The organism is Actinosynnema sp. NPDC023658 (genome assembly GCF_040639995.1).
GTDB lineage: Bacteria > Actinomycetota > Actinomycetes > Mycobacteriales > Pseudonocardiaceae > Actinosynnema.
This window is the reverse complement of sequence record NZ_JBFAAX010000386.1, coordinates 1-2,945: the sequence shown is the minus strand read 5'-3', so window position 1 is coordinate 2,945 and position 2,945 is coordinate 1. Positions and strand designations below refer to the sequence as shown.

Genomic DNA, 2,945 nt, shown 5'->3' with positions numbered 1-2,945 from the left:
CCTGGGTGGACGCCCTCGGCACCGCCCTGCACCGGAACCGCAGGCGCGGCGACCCCGGCACGTCGGGCGCGACCGAAGCGCTGTTCGGGTGGCTGCTGACCAACGCCGACCCGCGCACCGGCACGTGGGGCCGACCAGCGCCCGACGACGGCCTGCGCCAGGTCGTCAACGGCTTCTACCGCGCCTCACGCGGCACGTTCGCCCAGTTCGGCGTGCCCGTGCCCGCCCCGGAACGGGTGGTGGACACGGTCCTGGAGCACGTCCGCGACGCCCGGTTCTTCACCCCGGAGAAGCAGGACGCGTGCAACGTCCTCGACGTCGCCCACCCGCTGTGGCTGACCCGTCACACCGGGCACCGCGGCGACGAGGTGCTCGACGTCGCCCGCCGGCTGCTCACCGACGCCCTGGGCCACTGGACGGACGGCGCGGGCTTCGGCTTCCGGGCCCCGCACCCCACGACCACCGGCCTGGCCGCCACCGCCCCGGGTCTGCAGGGCACCGAGATGTGGCTGGCAGTCGTCTGGCTGCTGGCCGACCTGCTGGGTCTCGCCGAGGCACTGGGCTACCGCCCGCGCGGCGTCCACCGACCGGAACCCGCCACGAGCCTGCCCTGACACCCGGATCGTCGTCAGACCGGGCGTGAGTCGGCCCACACGGCAGCGCTCGACGTGCCGTTCTGTCGGTCCCGTTCGGACACTGGAGGGGTGAGCACCCAGCCGCTGATCTCGCCCACCCGCATCTACGTGGAGCCCGCCGCCGCGGAGCTGCCGCGCGGGCGCGAGGTGCTCGACCGGTTCCCCGACGCCGAGCGCGTCGAGGTCGACAGCCACTGGCGCATCCCCGAGCTGCACGGCGACGAGGCCAACGCCCGCCGTTGGGTGCGCATCAAGCAGGAGGCGTTGGTGCTGGGGGTGAAGAAGTCGCTCGGCGCCCGCCCCAACGGCCGGTCGGCGCACTTCATCGCGCCGTCCACGGCCAACGGGTGCGCGATGGCCTGCGCGTACTGCTACGTGCCCCGGCGCAAGGGCTACTCGAACCCGATCACGGTGTTCGCGAACATCGAGCAGATCACCGGCTACCTGGCCCGGCACGTCGCGCGGCAGGGGCCGATGACCGAGCCCGGCCAGGTCGACGACCGGTCGTGGGTCTACGACATCGGGGAGAACTCGGACTCCTCGGTGGACGCACTGGTCAGCGACAACGTGCGGGACCTGGTCGAGCTGTTCCGCGACCTGCCCACCGCCAAGGCGTCCTTCGCCACCAAGCACGTCAACCGGGACCTGCTGGGCTGGGACCCGCGGGGCCGCACCCGCGTGCGGTTCTCGCTGATGCCCGAACGCACGGCGAAGCTGCTCGACATCCGCACCAGCCCGGTCGCGGAGCGGCTCGCCGCCCTGGACGACTTCCGCGCCGCCGGGTACGAGGTGCACGTCAACCTCAGCCCGGTCGTCGTGCACGACGGCTGGCTGGACGACTGGCGCGAGCTGCTGGAGGCGCTGGGCGACGCGGCCTGCACCGCCACCCGTGACCAACTCGCCGCCGAGATCATCATGCTCACGCACAACCAGGCGTTGCACGAGGTGAACCTGCGCTGGCACCCCCGTGCCGAGGACGTCCTGTGGCGGCCCGACCTGCAGGAGGTCAAGCGCAGCGAGGGCGGCGGCGTCAACGTCCGCTACCGGCGCGGCCTCAAGCGCGAGCTGCTGGACGAGCTGCTGGGCCTCATCGGCCGCCACGCGCCGTACCTGCGCGTGCGCTACGCGTTCTGACCGCCGGGTCGTGGCGGTGCGGGGGCCGCGGTCAGCCGTCCGGCCTCGTACTTCAGGCCGATCCGCGGCCGTGCGCGCTCGCCTACCATGACCCGGTGCACGAGTTCCTGCGCTCCGTGTGGGACGAGCCGCGACCCCCTCACCCGCCTTCGCGCCCCTGGTTCGACTGGGCGCTCATCGGGGTTCTCGCGGTGGTCGCGGTGGTCGAGGGGCTGACGCGGACGGATCTGGCGGCGCCGCTCGTCCCGATCGTGCTCGCGGTGGGCCTGCTGCCGACGCTGCGGTGGCGGCGGACGCGTCCGCTGCTCATGACCGCGATCGCCTTCGGCGTCTCCGCGGCGGTGGCGGTGGTGACCACCCGTGAACCCGAGCTGCACACGACGGTCTACCTGCTGCTCCTGCCGTACGCGCTGTTCCGCTGGGGTTCCGGGCGCGAGGCGGTGCTCGGGTCGGCGGTCGTGCTGGCCAAGCTGGGCTCCGCCCTGGCGCTCGGCACCACGAGCCCGGCCGACGCGGTCGCCGGCGTGGTCATCCTCTCGACCGCGGCCACCCTCGGCGCGGCGCTGCGGTTCCGGGTCCGGGCCCGGGTGCGCGAGCTCGACCAGGTCAAGCTGCTCGAACGGGAGCGGCTGGCCCGCGACCTGCACGACACGGTCGCGCACCACGTCTCCGCGATGGCCATCCGGGCCCAGGCCGGGCTGGCCACGTCCGGCTCGCACCCGGAGGCGGCGACCGACGCGCTGCGCGTCATCGAGTCCGAGGCGTCCCGGGCGTTGGCGGAGATGCGGACGATGGTCCGCGTCCTGCGCCAGGCCGATCCGGGCGAACCGGGTGACCTGGCCCCGAACCCGCGGGTCACCGACCTCGAAGGGCTCGCGAGCCGGGCGGTCTTCGGCCCGTCGGTCGAGGTGGACGTCGCCGGCGACGTCGACGACCTGTCCCCCTCGATCGGCACCGCGGTCTACCGGCTGGCCCAGGAGTCGATCACCAACGCCCGCCGGCACGCCCGGCACGCCTCCCGGATCGGCGTCCGGGTGGTCGTCGACGAACGGGCGGTGCGCCTGTGGGTGACCGACGACGGCGAGCGCTCCACCCGCCCGACCGCCGCACGGGGGCACGGGCTGCTCGGCATGGCCGAACGCGCCGCCCTGCTCGGCGGCACCTGCGAGGCGGGCC

The 2,945-nt window shown here is 74.1% G+C and carries 3 protein-coding genes; all 3 read left to right on the top strand.

From position 1 onward, the window contains the following. The coding region (locus AB0G02_RS27125) for a hypothetical protein (protein ID WP_360798957.1) at positions 1 to 614 on the top strand (614 nt) is incomplete at its 5' end. Between the two features lie 90 nt (positions 615 to 704). After that, positions 705 to 1,769, top strand: a complete 1,065-nt coding sequence (locus tag AB0G02_RS27120) for a spore photoproduct lyase family protein (RefSeq protein ID WP_360798954.1) — start codon at positions 705 to 707, stop codon at positions 1,767 to 1,769. Between the two features lie 95 nt (positions 1,770 to 1,864). After that, positions 1,865 to 2,945 (top strand): histidine kinase (locus AB0G02_RS27115; RefSeq protein WP_360798951.1); only part of this gene is annotated, 1,081 nt, incomplete at its 3' end.